15 protein-coding genes and 1 pseudogene are annotated in these 16077 nt (G+C 50.3%); 4 read left to right on the forward strand and 12 right to left on the reverse strand.

Annotated elements, in window-relative coordinates:
• Window positions 1–53 precede the first annotated feature (53 nt).
• The 9 genes from KI215_RS14600 to KI215_RS14640 form a co-directional block, all read right to left on the reverse strand.
• The gene (locus KI215_RS14600; protein WP_212773415.1) at window positions 54–1526 is read right to left on the reverse strand and encodes a S41 family peptidase; all 1473 of its coding nucleotides are present in this window, start codon (window positions 1524–1526) and stop codon (window positions 54–56) included.
• A 480-nt stretch (window positions 1527–2006) separates the two neighbouring features.
• Window positions 2007–3071: a murein hydrolase activator EnvC family protein gene (locus KI215_RS14605; RefSeq protein ID WP_212773416.1), complete on the reverse strand. Its 1065-nt coding sequence runs from the start codon at window positions 3069–3071 to the stop codon at window positions 2007–2009.
• Window positions 3072–3297: 226 nt separating this feature from the next.
• Window positions 3298–4359 (reverse strand): murein hydrolase activator EnvC family protein, encoded by a 1062-nt coding sequence (locus KI215_RS14610; RefSeq protein ID WP_212773417.1) that lies wholly within the window; start codon window positions 4357–4359, stop codon window positions 3298–3300.
• 42 nt (window positions 4360–4401) lie between these two features.
• Window positions 4402–5562 (reverse strand): murein hydrolase activator EnvC family protein, encoded by a 1161-nt coding sequence (locus KI215_RS14615; RefSeq protein ID WP_212773418.1) that lies wholly within the window; start codon window positions 5560–5562, stop codon window positions 4402–4404.
• A 31-nt stretch (window positions 5563–5593) separates the two neighbouring features.
• On the reverse strand, window positions 5594–6490 hold the full coding sequence (gene ftsX, locus KI215_RS14620; RefSeq protein WP_212773419.1) for a permease-like cell division protein FtsX: 897 nt from the start codon (window positions 6488–6490) through the stop codon (window positions 5594–5596).
• The gene (gene ftsE / locus KI215_RS14625) at window positions 6480–7166 is read right to left on the reverse strand and encodes a cell division ATP-binding protein FtsE (RefSeq protein ID WP_212773420.1); all 687 of its coding nucleotides are present in this window, start codon (window positions 7164–7166) and stop codon (window positions 6480–6482) included. The genes ftsX and ftsE overlap by 11 nt, the downstream gene beginning before the upstream one ends.
• A gap of 325 nt (window positions 7167–7491) precedes the next feature.
• On the reverse strand, window positions 7492–8895 hold the full coding sequence (argH, locus tag KI215_RS14630) for an argininosuccinate lyase (RefSeq protein ID WP_212773421.1): 1404 nt from the start codon (window positions 8893–8895) through the stop codon (window positions 7492–7494).
• Window positions 8846–10102 (reverse strand): argininosuccinate synthase, encoded by a 1257-nt coding sequence (locus KI215_RS14635; protein ID WP_212773422.1) that lies wholly within the window; start codon window positions 10100–10102, stop codon window positions 8846–8848. The genes argH and KI215_RS14635 overlap by 50 nt, the downstream gene beginning before the upstream one ends.
• Window positions 10103–10282: 180 nt before the next feature.
• Window positions 10283–10564 carry a hypothetical protein gene (locus KI215_RS14640; protein ID WP_212773423.1) on the reverse strand — a complete coding sequence of 94 codons (282 nt, stop codon included), beginning with the start codon at window positions 10562–10564 and terminating at the stop codon, window positions 10283–10285.
• 181 nt (window positions 10565–10745) lie between these two features.
• Here KI215_RS14640 and KI215_RS14645 point away from each other — a divergent pair, with 181 nt between their 5' ends.
• Complete coding sequence (locus KI215_RS14645; protein WP_212773424.1) at window positions 10746–11699, forward strand: LLM class oxidoreductase; 954 nt, start codon at window positions 10746–10748, stop codon at window positions 11697–11699.
• A 283-nt stretch (window positions 11700–11982) separates the two neighbouring features.
• The gene (locus tag KI215_RS14650; protein WP_212773425.1) at window positions 11983–12621 is read left to right on the forward strand and encodes an SDR family oxidoreductase; all 639 of its coding nucleotides are present in this window, start codon (window positions 11983–11985) and stop codon (window positions 12619–12621) included.
• A 32-nt stretch (window positions 12622–12653) separates the two neighbouring features.
• Here the strand turns inward: KI215_RS14650 and KI215_RS16400 are convergent.
• Both KI215_RS16400 and KI215_RS14655 read right to left on the reverse strand, forming a co-directional pair.
• A pseudogene (locus KI215_RS16400) lies at window positions 12654–12886 on the reverse strand (hypothetical protein); the annotation flags it as partial.
• A 39-nt stretch (window positions 12887–12925) separates the two neighbouring features.
• Complete coding sequence (locus tag KI215_RS14655; protein WP_212773426.1) at window positions 12926–13297, reverse strand: PaaI family thioesterase; 372 nt, start codon at window positions 13295–13297, stop codon at window positions 12926–12928.
• 364 nt (window positions 13298–13661) lie between these two features.
• Between KI215_RS14655 and KI215_RS14660 the strand changes: the two genes are divergently transcribed.
• Together KI215_RS14660 and KI215_RS14665 are read left to right on the forward strand one after the other, a co-directional pair.
• Window positions 13662–14108: an ATP-binding protein gene (locus tag KI215_RS14660; protein ID WP_212773427.1), complete on the forward strand. Its 447-nt coding sequence runs from the start codon at window positions 13662–13664 to the stop codon at window positions 14106–14108.
• A gap of 363 nt (window positions 14109–14471) precedes the next feature.
• The gene (locus tag KI215_RS14665; RefSeq protein ID WP_212773428.1) at window positions 14472–15482 is read left to right on the forward strand and encodes a zinc-binding dehydrogenase; all 1011 of its coding nucleotides are present in this window, start codon (window positions 14472–14474) and stop codon (window positions 15480–15482) included.
• Window positions 15483–15561: 79 nt separating this feature from the next.
• On the opposite strand, the gene KI215_RS14670 is transcribed toward KI215_RS14665, so the two are convergent.
• A complete protein-coding gene (locus KI215_RS14670) occupies window positions 15562–15963 on the reverse strand; it encodes a DUF2283 domain-containing protein (protein WP_212773429.1) in 402 nt (133 codons plus the stop codon).
• Window positions 15964–16077 lie beyond the last annotated feature (114 nt).

The raw sequence follows: 16077 nt of genomic DNA on the forward strand, positions 1-16077 counted from the left end.
AACCTCGTCGTGGGGTTGATCTTCGACAAGCGGTTTGATTTTCCTTTTTTTATTTAGCGGATCTTTTTCTTGATTGCTTCGATGGCCACTTGCAATTGCACGTCATTGGCCGGATCGCGCAACATCGCAATAAATGCATCTTGTATTTTGGCAGCGGTTTTGTCATCGACTACTCCGGTCATCGGCAAGCCTTTTATTTTTTGGAAGGATTTGACGGCCAATTCCGTTTTCTGATCAAAATAACCGTCTTTCCGACCCGGATTGAATCCCAAACCGTCCAACACCATCTGCAGATTGCGTACCGCCGGAGAATTCATGTCCCGCTTCAGCGTCTGTCCGGGCGACGGTGGAGTTGCCTGTTCATATTCCGGAGACTTCACCGGAAGCGTCGGTTGGATTCCCCCGGTTCCGCCGTGCTGGTCGATCCAGGTGCCGCTGGGTGTCAGCCATTTGGCTACGGTCAGCTTCAGGTTGCTGCCATCGCCAAAGTCCTTCACTGTCTGCACCGTTCCCTTGCCGAACGACTTCTCGCCCACCACTTGCGCTCCGGCGGATTCCTTCAATGCGGCAGCCAGAATCTCCGACGCGCTGGCACTGCCCTTATCGATCATGACGCTGATCGGGTACGATTTTTTCCCTTGCAACTTCGATTTATAAACGACTTTGTTCCCGGCTTTATCCTGCGTGATCAGCACATTTTTCCCGCCAGGTACCAACTGATCAGCTATATCGAGTACCGATGGCAACAATCCGCCCGGATTGCCGCGCACATCGATAACCAGCCCTTTCATCCCCTTGCTTTCCAACTGTTTCAGCTGATTACCGAAATCTTTCGCCGTGTCGTTGGAAAACTGCGTTATCTGGATGTAGCCAATCTGTTCCGGCATCATTTTAGATTCAACCGTCTTGATGGGAATGTTGTCCCGCTTGACGTTGATGTGCAATACGCCGCTGTAACCGGGACGAATCACTTCCAGCTTGGCGATGGTCCCCTTGGGGCCGCGAATTTTCATCACCGCTTCATTCAGGGACATTCCTTCCAAGCTGACACCATTCACCTTGATCACTTGGTCATTGGGTCGCAATCCCGCTTTTTCCGCCGGCGAATCCTTAAACGGGGAGACGATCGTCACCTTGCCGTTTTTCATGGTGACTTCCGCACCGATCCCCTGGAATGACGATTCCAGATTGGACTCAAACTGTTTGGCCGTGGACGGGTCCATATAGACGGAATAGGGGTCTCCGAGCGAATCCACCATCCCTTGGATGGCACCGTCAATCAGCTTTTTGTCGTTTGCTCCCCTTACATATTGGGACTTGATCACGGCATAGGCCGTTTTTAATTTTTCAAATCCCTCATCATCGCCTTGTACTGCCGCGGCCAAATCACCGTCCAACCACAAGGCCGGCGTTCCTGCCAACCGATCCAAAATGCCGCCGTCTTTGACCACCGCGGCTGTCGTGACACTGCTGAGGACGATGGAAACGATCACCATCAGCGCCACCGTCCGTGCGCGAAACTGCATGTCGACACCACCTTTGTCAGCCTGTTCATTCTCCACTCATCCCCGATCGCAGGTCGAAGATAATATATGATAGACAGGCCGGGAATAGTCTGGAATTCCAACAGGCATATCGAAAAAAGAAAGGCTGACCAGTCCGTGGGACTGTACAGCTTTTTTCGAGATTGGTTTGTTCATCCATTTATTATAACGCAACGTGTCGCCGGATTCATCCCCGCGCATCCTTAATGTTGAAAGTATAGGACCGGGTTTTGCGATTCTCCCTCTCTCCCGGTTGTGCTGTTTTCCTCGTCCGCGAGCGGCCTTTTTCCCGCTCACTCCTGCAAAAGTCGTGTTCCGGAAAAAGGCCACTCTGATCACGGGATCATCGCAGGATGGATCGGATTATGAAAAAGTCGACCCGCTCCCGGATCGGTGAATGATCCACGATTTTGCGATGGACCAATCGGATGGGTCGACTTGTTCTGGAATCGAATAGAGGGGCTATCTCAATAAATAATACTTCGGATCCTGCAAACGTCCGTTTTTCCGTACTTCGAAGTGACAGTGCGGGCCAGTGCCAGTACCGTTGTTGCCCACTTCCGCAATTTTTTGACCGCGAGCCACGTGATCGCCCACATTGACCGTGACCGTGTTGCCGTACATATGAGCATACAGGGTGGTTAATCCACCGTGGTCAATGACGACAATCCACCCGTATCCGTTGGACGGACCGCTTTTGCTCACTATTCCGCTGGCCGCGGCACGAATGGGTGCCCCCATCGGGCAACCAATGTCCACGCCTTCATGCATTCTTAGTTCCCCCGTCACTGGGTGGCGCCGATAACCGAATGAAGACGTGATCGGCCCATTGCACGGGAATGACAATTTCCCGCCACTCCATACCCCACTGCTGTAAGCCAGTTCTTCGTTGATCTTGTCCAACTCTTCCTGTTTGATCTCTTCTTCGTTTTCCAGCTTGCTCAAAGCATCTTCGTGCTGTTTCACCAAGGCGACAAGTTTTTGATATTCTTCGTCTGCCTTGGCTTTTTCCTCTTTCAATTTGTTTTGCTCTGCCAACAACGTTTGCTGATCTTTCTCTTTTTTCTCCTTGGCCGCGAAATAATGATTCAACACGGCACGATCCTGTTTGACGATCAGGCGAATCGTCTCAAAACGGATCAGGAATTCGCTGAATGAGCCAGCTGAAAACAGCGCCTTCATATATCCCATGTCGCCTTTGACGTAAATCTCGCGGACTCGCTGTTTGAAAAGAGCCGCATGCATGTTGAGGTCTTTTTCTGCTTGCTGGAGATCTTTTTTCGCTTTCTCCACTTTTTTGTTCTGTTCATCTAATTTTTTCTCCAGCTCATTCAGTTTTTGTTTTCTGTCATCCAGCTGTTCCTTCACCTTTTTCAGATCGGCTTCTTTTTGCGACTTCTGGTTGCGAATGTTCTGCAAATCCTGCTTGGTTTTGTCCGCTTTGCTCTCCGCGTGCACCCCGTTGATCATCAGTCCGCTGAAAACCAAGCTGACCGTCAGTACCATTACAAGCAACGTACGCTTCATCCAATCCTCTCTCCATATTGTTTTCTTTCAGGTGTCAACGGAAACCGTGGCTGCCTTACCCAGTATCTCGTTTGATCACCTGTTTTCACCAATTTCTATATAAAAAAAGTCGACCCGTTCCCGAATCAGGACGGATGTCCCGTTCGTAATCCCCTGCATCCATCCCGCGTTTGATTGGGCCAATTGGGTGGGTCGACTTGTTGCTGGATTTGAGAAAAGAGAATGATTACCTTAAATACGGCGCCGGATCTACTGGCTGGCCGTTTTTGTGTACTTCGAAGTGGAGGTGCGGGCCGGTGGAACGTCCGTTGTTGCCCACTTCCGCGATTTTTTGACCACGAGCCACGCGTTCGCCCACATTAACAGTGACTGTGTTGCCGTACATGTGAGCATACAGGGTGGCCAAACCGCCGTGGTCGATCACGACAATCCACCCGTATCCGTTGGATGGACGGTTTTCGATCACTTTCCCACTGGCCGCTGCATAGATGGGCGATCCCATCGGGCAGCCGAAGTCCACACCTTCATGCATTTTGGCTTCTCCCGTCACCGGATTGATCCGCCAACCGTATGGGGACGTCATCGGCCCATTACACGGTTTCAACAATTTTCCACCACTATACACCCCGCGACTGTAGGCCAATTCCGCCCTGATCTTGTCCAGCTCTTCCTGCTTGATTTCTTCATCGTTCTCCAGCTTGCTCAAAGCATCTTCGTGCTGTTTCACCAAGGCGGCAATTTTTTGATATTCTTCATCCGCCTTGGCTTTTTCCTCTTTCAATTTGTTTTGCTCTGCCAACAACGTTTGCTGATCTTTCTCTTTTTTCTCCCTGGCCTCGAAATAATGATTCAACAGAGTGCGATCCTGTTTAACGATGAGGCGGATCGTCTCAAAACGGGCCAGAAATTCGCTGAACGAGTCAGCTGAAAACAGTGCCTCCATGTATCCCATGTCGCCTTTGATGTAAATCTCGCGGACTCGTTGTTTGAAGATGGCCGCATGCATGTTGAGGTCTTTTTCCGCTTGCTGGAGATCTTTTTTCGCTTTCTCCACTTTTTTGTTTTGTTCGTCCAATTTTTTCTCCAGCTCATTCATTTTTTGTTTGCTGTCATCCAGCTGTTTCTTCACCTTTTCCAGATCAGCTTCTTTCTGCGACTTCCGGTTCCGGATATCCTGTAATTCCTTTTTGGTTTGGTCCAATTTGCTCTCCGCGTGCACACCACTGACCGTCAGTCCGCTGAAAACCAAGCTGACAGCCAGTGCCATTACAAGCAACGTGCGCTTCATCCAACCCTCTCCCCATGTCGTGTTCTTCCAGTTTTCGACGGATCATCGGAAATAAGGCAGGGGATCGACCGGTTCCCCGTTTTTATGCACTTCAAAGTGCAGGTGGGGTCCAGTTGACACCCCATTATTGCCAACCGCTGCAATCACCTGGCCCCGCGATACGTGCTGTCCCACGCTGACCCGCACATCCTGCGGATACACATGCGCATACAACGTGGCCAAGTTGTTGCCGTGATAGATGACCACGATCCAACCATAACCGCTAGCGGGACGGGATTCCATCACCACGCCGTCAGCGGCAGCGTGAATCGGTGATCCCAGACGATCGGCAATGTCGATGCCCGCATGAAGACGCCACCGATGCTTGATCGGATGGTAACGAAGGCCGAATTTGGAGGTCAAGCGACCACCGTCCACAGGCCAGTAAAATTTCCCGCCTTGATAGGTGGGTGGGGTCTGAACGCCTTTTTCACCGCGGGACGCGCGCTTTTCCAACTCGCGTTCCCTTTGCGCGATCCATTGCTGAACCTGCTTGGTGTCCTGCTCGTTCAGTTCTTCCAACTGAGATTGCTGTTGCTCCAACTTGGCCAATTGCGCTTCGTTCCGACGGTATTCGGCGATCAGTTGTTTATGCAAACCCTCTGCTTCGGCCATCTGCTGTTTCTTCTGTTGCAGCTGCTGCTCGATGAGGGATTTTTGACGTGCAACTTCTTGCCGGTCTTTCTGAAAACCCGTAATCAATTGCCGGTCGGCCTTAACTACTTCGCGTACCCAATAAAGCCGGGAGAGGAATTGTGCGAACGAGTCGGATTTGATCAGCGCTTCGAAGTAAAACATGTTGCCCTGCATATACAACTGGCGTACGCGATTCCGAAACAGGACCTGCCGCTCCTCCAGTTGCTTTTCCAAAAACGACAGACGCGCCTTTGACTGTTGCAACTGCTGTTCGGTTTGGTATACCTGATCATTCAACGCTGCCAGCCGTTGCTTCATCTCGTCGATTTGCTTCATCAGTGACTGCAAATCCTGAGATTTTACCTTTTTCTCTTTTTCGATTTGCTGAATCTGCTTGTCCCGTTCTTTGATGGCTTCCTTTTTCCGATCAATATCGCTCTGCCCCGATTGGGCCGAAGCGCCGGCAGGCGGCAAGACGGCTCCCAAGGCCAGACAAAGGCTTACCGCCAACACAAAGAAGCGCTTCACACCATTCCCCTCCAACTCGTTTTTTACATGATCAGACTTTCAGGAAGCGACGAATCGACATGATACTTCCCCAGACCCCGATCACTACACCCAACACCATGGTCAACAATGCAACATACAGGGACAGAGGCCACATGTCCAATGCTTTGAAGAAGTTGTACCCCTGACCGGCATCCATAATGCGGAGGAACGCGTTATACACCACCAACACGATCGCCACCGGCACAATCGATCCCAAAATCCCGATCAGGGCTCCTTCGATGAAAAACGGCCATCGAATAAACCAGTTACTCGCTCCCACCAACCGCATGATCTCAATTTCACGACGACGGGCAAAGATGGTCAGCTTGATGGTATTGGAGATCAGGAACGCAGCCAGAACAGCCAAACCGGTCCCAAAGACAAATACGACGATGCGTACGTAATAGGAAAGATTGAGCAGTCTGTCGGAGACCCCGTCGCCGGAGTCAGCATCATCGATTTGGTTGAGCTGTTTGACCTTGGCCTCTAATTCCCCGATTTTTTGCGGGTTTTTGGGCACAATGCGGAACATGTCCGGTAACGGGTTTTGGTTTCCTTCCAATCCTTCCAGGAATGAGGAATCTTTCCCCCATTGCTTTTTCATCTGTTCCAGTCCCGCGGATTTAGGGACGAATTCTACGCTTTTCACTTCCGGCATCTGCGAAATCTGTTTTTTCAACGCATCCACGTCATACGTAGTGGCCGTCTGCGAGACGAACGCTGTTACACCCATCTGCTTGTCCAGCTCGCTGGCCCAATAGCTAACGTTGAAGGCAAACACGAGAAAGAATCCAAAAATGAGCAAGGTGACCGCCACCGCACTGACCGCGGCGAACGTCATCCACGAGTTCCTGCGTAAACTTTTGACCGCCTCACGAGCGTGGCGGAACATCGTACTAATCTTCATAACCGTATTCCCCCTGCAACTCGTCCCTTACAATGACGCCTTGTTCGATGGCGATAACGCGCTGGCGCATCGTGTTCACAATCTCTTTGTTGTGCGTCGCCATCACGATGGTCGTTCCACGATTGTTGATCTCCTGCAGCAAATACATAATGTCCCACGAGGTTTCGGGATCCAGGTTCCCCGTAGGCTCGTCCGCAATCAGGAAACTGGGATTGTTTACGATCGCCCGTGCGATGGAGACACGTTGCTGTTCTCCACCAGACAACTGGGACGGGAGGGCGTGCATCCGATCCTCTAAACCAACCAGCTCCAAGACTTCCTCCACACGCCGACGAATCTGCCGTCTCGGCGCTTCAATCGCCTCCATAGCGAAAGCGACGTTTTCATACGCCGTCATGTTGGGCAACAATTTGTAGTCTTGGAATACCACACCGATATTGCGACGCAAATACGGAATTTTCCAATCGCGAACGCGCTTGACATTGACGCCGTTGATCAGGATGACACCGCTAGACGGCTTCTCTTCCCGGTACATGAGCTTGATAAAGGTACTCTTACCTGCACCACTCGGTCCGACGACGTAGACGAACTCTCCCTGCTCAATCTTGACATCAATTCCCCGCAATGCCTCAACACCGTTCGGGTATCTTTTCCAAACATCATGCATCTCGATCACAATATCACCTCAAGCCTCGTGTACCTGGTTTTCTATGCAAACTATGTAGCGAATATCCCGTCTTTCACTCGCATCCAATCTCTTATCTATTATAGTATAGCATCTTTATCCCGCAATCCCAGCCGCCTTTCTTGGTCGTTCGTTAAATCGACAAAAGCAAACACGAAAGAAACCCGACTACCTTCCCGCAGCGGACTGTTGACTATGGGAAACGGGTCCATTTTCGACCTTCGCTCCCTCTTGCGCGGACAAATGTGTCCGTATCTTGTCAACAACCTGACTGCCGTCAGGCAGGGGTTTCTATTTCGGATTGATAGAAAACCCGTTATTTAATAACGTGATTTAACCACGTATGGGTTTCATCGATTTTCGATTTTTTATTTCCAATTGCGTCCAAAACGGCTTGACGCCCCGTACCGCCGGGAATATTTCGCGCGTCCACCACCCGTTCCAGTTGAAGTGCTTCATAGACGTCAGCCTCAATCAACGGGGAGACAGCCTGGAATTCCGCCAATTCACAATCCGTCAACGTCTTGCCTTGTTCCAGACAATACAGTACCAAACGCCCGACTACTTCATGCGCTTCGCGGAACGGCAAGCCTTTCTTCACCAGGTAATCAGCCAGATCTGTGGCGTTGGCAAACCCGCTTTGTGCATTTTCCCGCATTTTCTCCACATTCACTTTCATGCTGGAAAGCATCGTTGCCATCAGCGCGAGCGCCCCGGTCAGCGTGTCCACCGTATCGAACACGCCTTCCTTGTCCTCCTGCATATCCTTGTTATAGGTGAGCGGCAGAGCCTTCAATACAGTGAGGAGCGCCACCAGATGACCGATCACGCGCCCTGTTTTCCCCCGAACCAGCTCGGGGACATCCGGATTTTTTTTCTGCGGCATCATGCTGCTGCCCGTACAGAAGGCATCGTCCAACTCGATGTAACCGAACTCTTCGCTGGACCACAGGATCAACTCTTCGGACAGACGGGACAAATGGACCATGATCAGCGAAGCGATGGAGAGAAACTCCACCAGATAGTCCCGATCGCTTACGGCGTCCATGCTGTTGTCGTAGATCCCATCGAAGCCCAGCTCCTCGGCTACCATACGTCGGTCGATCGGAAAGGTCGTCCCCGCGATCGCACCGGCACCCAACGGTGATATGTTGACCCGCTTGTAACTGTCTATTAACCGCTCGATGTCACGCTGAAACATGGAAACGTAGGCCAAAAGGTGATGGGCCAGCCGTACCGGCTGGGCACGCTGCAGGTGGGTGTAGCCCGGCAAGATGGTATCCACGTGCGCTTCCGCCTGAGCGATGAGCGCTTCCTGTACACCGACAAGCAATCGGACCAGTTCAACTGTTTGATGACGAACGTACAGGTGCATATCCAACGCTACCTGATCATTGCGGCTGCGACCTGTATGCAGTTTGCCGCCGACAGGACCGATTTCCTCGATCAGTAGCTTCTCGATATTCATGTGGATGTCTTCATTCTCGACTGAAAACGACACTTCCCCACGGCGGATTCGCTCACGGATCGTTTCCAGCCCGGAGAGGATGGTCTTCGTCTCCTCTTCCGTCAAAATGCCGCATGCACCCAACATACGCACATGGGCCATGCTCCCCCGGATATCTTCTTCAGCCAGCCGTTGATCAAACCCGATGGATGCAGTGTATTCCTCAACCAACTGGTTGGTCGGCTTGGTAAATCGCCCGCCCCAGAGCTTCATGGTCATCCTCCTTCTTCGGGTTGACGGTGGCGAATACTTGCGTCGGCAATCCCCACAGACGGATGAAACCGACGGCCGCCTGATGATCGAAGGTGTCCTCCGGCGTGTAGGTGGCCAGCTTTTCATTGTACAGCGACTGATCCGACTTCCGGCCGGTGACTACGGCATGCCCTTTAAAAAGCTTGACGCGCACCGTGCCGCTGACGGTTTCCTGCGTCACGTCGATAAAGGCGTCCAGCGCTTTTTTGAGCGGGGAGAACCACAAACCTTCATAGGTCAATTTGCCCCATTGTTGTTCCACGATCGGCTTGAACTGTGCAATCTCCCGGGGCTGCGTCAGAAACTCCAGCTCACGGTGGGCCGTGATCAGCGTAAGAGCTCCCGGACACTCGTACACCTCACGCGATTTGATGCCGACCAAACGGTTTTCCACATGATCGATCCGGCCGACACCATGTTTGCCGGCAATCTGATTCAAAGCGGCAATCAACTCATGAAGCGGCATCACTTTCCCGTTCAATGCAACAGGAATCCCTTTTTCAAAAGTGATCTCCACTTCATCAGGCTGATCGGGGGTATCGGCCAGAGATGCTGTCCATTCATACGCTTCCTCCGGCGGCTCTGCCCACGGATTTTCCAAAATGCCACACTCACAACTTCTTCCCCACAAATTCTGATCGATGCTGTAGGGATTATCCAAATCGACCGGAATCGGAATACCGTGTTTTTTTGCGTATGCGATCTCTTCATCCCGGGACATCGCCCATTCCCGAACCGGTGCGATTACTTTCAGCTCGGGATTCAGTGCGGCGACGGACACCTCGAACCGTACCTGGTCATTGCCTTTCCCGGTGCAACCATGGGCCACGGCGACAGCTCCTTCCTTTTCCGCCACTTGCACCAGCACTTCCGAGATGAGCGGACGGGAAAGCGCGGACACCAACGGATATTTTCCTTCATACATCGCATTGGCTTTTAGGGCCGGCGCCAGATATTTTTCAGCAAACCACTGCCGTGCATCGACGACCAGCGATTTCACTGCGCCCACTTTTAACGCTTTGGCTTTGACAAAGTCCAAATCCTTGCCCTCGCCCACATCCAGGGCGACGGCCACGACATCATAGCCGTAATGCTCCTGCAACCATTTGATGGCGACCGATGTATCTAAACCCCCGGAATATGCCAGGATCACCTTTTCCTTTGCCATGTTTGACCTCTCCCTTATAAAAATTCATCTTAGTGTATTATTATACATACATACCGATAAAAGTCCATGTTTTTTTCGAGTGTCAAGCAAATGTCAGATGTGTTGTCTTTAGCCCATCTCATATTCCTTGGAAATTGCCCACGCGTTGATGGGATAGATAAGACAACTTTGTTCCCTCTTTCACTTTGGAGTTCCTTTGACATGAACCCTTCTTGCCCATTTCCAAACGTCTTCTCCAAAATTCTCTTCCACCATTTCTTTGAAACGCAGAAACTCAGGATTGAGTCCACCTTCCGAGGATACGCCTTGGCTGATCCTTTCATAAATCCTTATCTTTTCTCCTACCGGGATCCCTAATATCAGGGCTTCTTGTTTCGTTTCGGGATACACTTCGATGTAGGACCCACCATCCTCGTTTGCTCCCAGGTTGCCGCTATGACTGCGATAACTCGTGACTTTCACTTTTGATTCCTCCTTTTGGGTAACAAGAATGCGCATTCTATGTTCGGATTATGTACAACTCGTGTTGCCCGGTTTTCACAACACTAAAGCAGCGGGTGTTAAGATGGTTCCAAACGGGGTATAAGCTTATTAAAGACCCCATAAAGTAATTCGCCATCACACATGAAAGAGGAATCAGGATATGGATCCATTCAGTCAGCACCTAGGTTACAAGCGATTGTTTAAAGAAAATCATTTGACGCTGGGTTTGTTTTTTCCAATAGAAGCCTATACCGGAAGTATTCCTTTGATGAACATCGAAGAACAAGTCAAGCTTGCAAAGAGAGCGGAACAATTGAATTTCGCTTCGTTAGTTGTCCGAGATGTTCCGCTTCATGATCCCAACTTTGGGGATGTAGGCCAAATTTACGACCCATGGGTTTTTCTCGGATATATTGCGGCAAATACGGAAAAGATTGCGCTTGTCACCGGAAGCATAATTTTAACCTTGCGTCATCCTTTGCATGTGGCAAAAGCCGCGGCTTCCGTCGACAAAATCTCCGGGGGTCGATTGGTTCTTGGTGTAGCAACGGGGGATCGGCCAATTGAATTCCCGAGTTTTGCCGTTGATTTTGACCAAAGAGGGGAATTGTTTCGGGAAGCGCTGTCGGTCATCAAAACTGTTTGGAAAGAGAATTTTCCTGTCATCGATACATTGAGGGTTCATATGTCAGATGGCGATCTAATACCCAAACCTGATTTATATGATATACCGGTGTTAGTGACCGGTCATAGCGGGCAGTCTATTGAGTGGATCGCAAAAAACGCCGATGGTTGGATGTACTACCCCCGCAACTTGACTTTTCAAACGGAACTGATCCAACATTGGCGTTCGCACACTGATCGTTTCAAACCGTTCAGCCAGTCCCTTTATGTTGATTTAACCGAGGATCCGGATGAGGATCCGACACCGATCCATTTGGGATTTCGAACAGGAAGAAATTTTCTTATCCAATTTCTCGAAAGCTTGAGAAATGCCGGTGTGAACCATGTGATGATCAATTTAAAGTACGGGCAACGTCCCGCATCCGAAGTGATCGAGGAGTTAGGCGAAGAGGTTCTGCCGTTATTTCCTGCTATAACCAATGGCAACTAGGGCGAGTCTGGTAATCCGTCAGGGGAGGAAATGCTTTCACAGGTGAGCGACTAACCAAGCCCTGATTGAACGAAGACCCGGAAAGCGCAGGCATGATATCGCGGACAACTTCCTCTAAGTCAACCGTACTTTGCCCGCGTCCTGCGCTCCGGGTTTCCAATTGGACAGTATTTATCATTGGGTATGTGCGAGATGAGTCAAGATAACTGGCCTCTGGGCTTCATCGGAGCCAATGTGGACGCTGCAGCGGAAATCTCACAGGTATACCAAGGGAGGGATGGATATGAAAATCGTGATCGTAGGTGCCAACGGTAAAATCGGCAGGCAGTTAGTGCAACTGTTTGCCGGGACCGAGCACCAAGTGCGGGCCATGATTCGAAACGAAGAACAAGCGTCCGAGTTGAAACGATTGGGCGCTGACGAAATCGTGGTGGCCGACTTGGAGAAAGAGATTGACCATGCAATAAAGGGGTGCTCAGCCGTCGTGTTCACGGCAGGTTCCGGTTCGCATACCGGCCCGGACAAGACGGAATTGGTCGACAAGCTGGGGGCGATCAAAACGATTGAAAAAGCAGAAGCATTCGGTGTGGAACGGTTCATCATGGTGAGCAGCATATATGCGGACCGGCCTGATGCCGGCCCAGAGCGAATCCGGCACTATTTCGTTGCCAAAGGTGTAGCGGACGACCGCCTGCGTGCCAGCAAGCTGAACTACACCATCATCCGGCCGGGTTACTTGACAAATGATCCGCCCAAAGGAACGGTCCGGATCGCCGAACATATCGAAGAAAGTGGAGAAATTCCCCGGGGCGACGTGGCTAGAACGATTGTGGAAGCGCTGGAGAACGAACATACTTACCGGCGGTCGTTTGATTTGCAAACTGGGGAGACGCCGATTGCAGAGGCATTACGATCTCTTTGACACTCCACATGGCTAAAGTACCACAGGCACTCCTATGGTCGCCGTTGGATTGTTGAGTGGTTAACGCCCTCAGTCCATTTCTGTTTCGGGCCCAAAGCTAGGGCTGTGTCATCAGCCCATCCCACCCGGTTAGCACGTACCCAGATGGGTAGCACACCTACGACCAACGGAAGTGCCCGTGGTATTATGCTAACCCTGAAATTGCTTTGGCGATGTTAATCGCACCATGCAGATCAGCGTGGATGGTGTATCCGCGCTGTTTGCATTAGAAACGGATACCGCTACCAATAGCTTGAAGGTGTTCTTATATCACATATAAAATCCCGTCAGCTTTTGCAACTAATGTATTTTGATCATCATATATCAGGCACTCAGAATGGATCAGACTCTTTCCTTTTTTGATCACACGCGCATCAGCCAGCAAAAATTCTCCTTTAGCAGGACGCAAAAAAGAGACTTTCAGATCGACTGTCACTACTGTTTGAATACCACGATCATCCACTTCTGGAACATTACACATCGCAACATCGGCAAGTGAAGAGATAATCCCACCATGAACAACACCTAAACTGTTCAAAAACAAAGGTTGTAAAGGTAAATAAACGTTTATTTGATCCTCATTTACTCTTTTGTACTGTAAACCTAAGAATTCATCAAATGGTTGTTTGATGAACATGACTTTGCCTTCTTTCACCCTGTTTTACGTCTTATTATATACAAAAATATTAATATTGTGGTAACTTCTGCGCCTCAGTGTTGACTCTTACACCCAATCCCTTCTCCCCCACAGTACATATGTCATACTGTATGAGAAGAGTAGACAAGCTGCCAACAACGCCAAAACCGATGATGTCCCCATGCCGCCCATCAGCTTGAACACCGACTCCCCGGTCTTTAGAAAAAATACCATCTGACGGGAAGCGTACACAGATGTTATGTAACTGATCTGATCGAGGAGAGCCATTATAAGCGGTTTGTCAGGTATTCAACCGTGATAATTGTGGGAATGATAACGCTGAATCCTGATCGGGAGGGATAACATGTCTAAATTAATCGTACTGATGGGCCTTCCCGGCTCCGGCAAAAGTACTTATGCCAACCAATTCGATCACTGTGCGGTATTGTCCAGTGATGCGATCAGAAAGGAGTTATTCGATGATGTGCAGTATCAGGGAAATAATGAGTTAGTGTTCGATACCCTTTATAGTAGAGCAAAGGAATATTTAGAGCGTGGTTATGATGTTGTGATTGATTCAACCCATCTTGAAGCCCGCAGAAGACTTCGGGTGATCGATATGTTTCGAGATTATGAAAAAGAAATACATATCATCAATACTCCTGTTGAGCAGTGCAAAAGACGAAATCGGGAACGTGAAAGAGTCGTCCCGGAATACGTGATTGATCAAATGGCGGCAAAAATGGAATATCCCACTTACAATGAAGGATGGTCGAAAATTGTTGAGGTGAATCCTCATCAATTAGACTGAAAAACCCAGTAAAAATGACCGGCGGGAGGAACCTGGATGAGAAATAGCGAAAGCAATGGGATAATACAGAGATGGGACAAGTGTTTCCCTAGGGCGTGTAACTCGTGTGGGAGCAAATGATTTCCCAGGTGAGCGACTGACCAAGCCCAACCGAGCCAAGACCCGGAAAGGGTAGGAATGAAATCGCGGGCAACTCCCTGTAAGCGAAGCGTACTTTGCCCGCGTCCTGCGCTCCGGGTCAGAGCGGCCATGACCCACTTCATTGAGGGCGCAGGTGGAGCGAACTGGGAAAGCATTTGGACACTATTCACCATACACGCTCTAATTACACGTAAAATCGTATAGAGAAATGAGGGAGGAAAGATGAAAGCAATCGTACTTAGAGAATTCGGCGGTCCGGAACAGCTGCGATACGAGGAGGTACCAGATCCGACTCCCGGTCGGGGCGAGGTGGTCGTCCGTCTGAAGGCCGCGGCACTCAATCGCAGGGATTATTTCATTACGATCAACCAATATCCCGGAATTCGACTCCCGGCAATCCCCGGTTCCGATGGGGCGGGGATCGTCGCTGCCGTCGGTGAAGGAGTAGACAACGTCGCCGTCGGCAGCGAAGTGGTGATTAATCCCACCTTGAACTGGGGGGACAACCCGAGGGTTCAGGGGCCGGATTTTCAAATTTTGGGCGTTCCCACTGACGGAACCTATGCACAGCTGGTAAAAGTGCCTGCGGAGAACGTGTATCCGAAACCGGAATACCTCACTTGGGAAGAGGCTGCAGCTCTTCCGCTGGCAGCGCTTACTGCTTACCGGGCGCTCATCACCCGCGGGCGGCTTCAGCCGGGGGAGACGGTTTTCATTCCGGGAATCGGCGGCGGCGTCGCCACCTTTTTGCTCCAAATCGCTGTAGCTGCCGGAGCTCGGGTGTTTGTTTCCTCGCGTAGCGACGAAAAAATCGAACGTGCTCTTCAACTGGGAGCAACCGGCGGGGTGAATGTCAACTCGGAGAAGTGGGTGAAGGAACTGCAAGCGCGCATGGAGGGACAGGCCGATCTGTGCGTAGACAGCGTCGGTGGGGATACCTTTTCCCAACTCATCCGGATTACGAAGCCGGGAGGACGTATCGTCACCTTCGGAGCGACCCGAGGACCGGTCCCCAATCTGGTTATGCCGCTCATCTTCTTGAAGCAACTGGATATCCTCGGCAGCACCATGGGGAACGCTGAGGAGTTCGAACAGATGCTATCATTCTTCCAAAAGCACGAAATCCGGCCGGTGATCGATCGGTCGTTCCCGTTAGAGCAGGCGAGCGAAGCAGTGAAGCGGATGCAAGCGGGAGATCAGTTCGGGAAAATCCTGCTGGAAATTCCCGAGTAAAACCGTCTCCTTCTATTTTGAACTTTAATAGCCCCCTTTATGGGGGCTTTTTTATGAAAAATCTTTTTCTGTATGGATCCTAATTACCAACTAAAAACGACTCTGAATATTGATCAATATCATATAGATCAATCCCGATGAAATCGTTGTAACGATCATCTTTGAAGTGGAAAACAACATGTTCAACAACGGCGTATTGAAGAGTATGGGGAAGATCCGTCATCATGAATCTGAAAAAATAACCCTTGTCATGGTGAAAATGCTTTTCAAAAATATGGTTCCGACCGGCCCATTCCTTAAGACGATCCGAAGTCTTACCACCCAACTCGATTCCAACCAGTCGACCGTTTCGATCAAAATCCAACATCAAATCCGAATTTACTTCAAGCTCAACAGTTTTCACGACACATCCCGGTGTAGGCGGGGTGAAATAGATATATCCCATCCCGGCGTAATCATCATAAGTTACTTGAGCTTTCATTATGCTCACCTTCTTTCTCACCCTTTTAATCTTAGGTAGTACTTCCCATGAGCAAAATGGACAACACAAAAGCGATGATAAAGGTTTTTCTCCTAATATGAACCTCTTTCCCTA

Source organism: Polycladomyces abyssicola, from assembly GCF_018326425.1.
In the GTDB taxonomy this organism is placed as follows: Bacteria; Bacillota; Bacilli; order Thermoactinomycetales; family JIR-001; genus Polycladomyces; species Polycladomyces abyssicola.